Raw genomic sequence first — 1,437 nt, forward strand, 5'->3', positions numbered from 1 at the left:
CTAGTAGTACTTCGTTAGGTTGGTTCGGGTGGGTGGTGTTCTGGTCGTACGGCGGTGGCGGGTATGTCGCGGTGGCAGGTGGGGCATGTGCCGGTCCATGCGCGGATGAGGTCTTGGAGCGTGGCCAGGACCTGGTAGAAGGTCAGGCCGGCGCCGGGGCTTTTGGGTCCAGGCGTCGGAGGGTGAGGAAGGCGTGGGCGGCGGTGACCAAGGTGGCGTGGTGGTGCCAGCCGCGCCAGGTGCGGCCCTCGAAGTGGTCCAGGCCCAGCCCGTGTTTCATCTCCCGGTAATCGTGCTCGATGCGCCAGCGCATCTTGGCCAGGCGAACCAGGCGCCGCAGCGCGGTGTCGACCGGCAGGGTGGTCAGCCAGTACTCGGTGGGCGCCGCGGCGCCGGTCGGCCACTCGCTCAGCAACGTCACCGCGGGCAAGACCCCGTCCCAGCCGGCCGCCCCCGCGGCCTGGGCCATCGCGTATCTGCGGGTCGTGACCCCGGCCGGGCGCACAATCTGGACCCGAAACCGCGAGCGCATCGGGCCTTTTGAGCCCGTTCGCCAGGTCACCCGCCGATAACCTGCGCGCCCGCTCTCGGCGGCCAACTCCCTCAGCGAGGACGCGGCGGTGCGATAGCGAGCAGCGGGCTTGCGGCCGTTACCGCTCCACGTCGGCGTGGCAGGCACCGCATCATGAGGATGAGCGGACTCATCGGAGCGGACCGCGACGACGAAGTCCAGGCCCCGCTCGACCAGAGCATGACGAAACGCGGTGATCTGGCCATAACCGGCGTCGGCGACGATCACCTTCGGGGCCAGCCCCCAGCCGATCGCCTCGTCGATCAGATCCAGGGCCAGCCGCCACTTCTCGCGGTGCCTCACCTCGCCGGGTATTCCGACCCTGGAGCGGCGTGCGGTGTCCTGCTCCCACTCCTTGGGCACGAACAGCCGCCAAGAGATCGGCACCGACGCGGCATCACAGGCGGCGTGCAGGCTGACCGCGACCTGGCAGTTGGCCTGCTTGCCCAGCGCCCCGCACCACTGGCGGGCCACCGCCACCGACATCTTCCCGTCCTTGGGAAAGGACACATCGTCGATCACCCACACCTGCGGGGCGATGGCGGCGGTCAGCTTGGTGGCGATCGCCCGCAGCACGGGCGCATGATCCCAGGTCGACTGGCTGACGAACTGCTGCAACCCCTGCATGTCACCGTCCGGCAGGCGCTCGGCCATCGGCTGGATCGACTTGCGTGGCCCGTCCAGCATCAGCCCCCGCAGATAGCAGTCGCCCTTCGCCCGCTGATCTCGACGCGGCACCGACGCGAACACCTCGGCCACGAACGCGTCCAGCTCACCCCGCAGCCGCTCGATTTCCCCCAAGTCCACGAGAGCAGCATGCCGAACCCAGCACCCACGATCAAATCAACCTAACGAAGTACTACTAG

Annotated in this window: 1 protein-coding gene; it reads right to left on the reverse strand. The window is 68.6% G+C overall.

Annotation, left to right across the window (positions count from 1 at the left end; genetic code table 11):
* Nucleotides 1–142 precede the first annotated feature (142 nt).
* Entirely contained in the window at nucleotides 143–1,378 is a 1,236-nt protein-coding gene (locus ABT053_RS43280; protein WP_350978014.1) for an IS701 family transposase, read from the reverse strand.
* Nucleotides 1,379–1,437: the final 59 nt, after the last annotated feature.

Origin of the sequence: Streptosporangium sp. NPDC002524 (genome assembly GCF_040295985.1) — a bacterium.
GTDB lineage: Bacteria > Actinomycetota > Actinomycetes > Streptosporangiales > Streptosporangiaceae > Streptosporangium.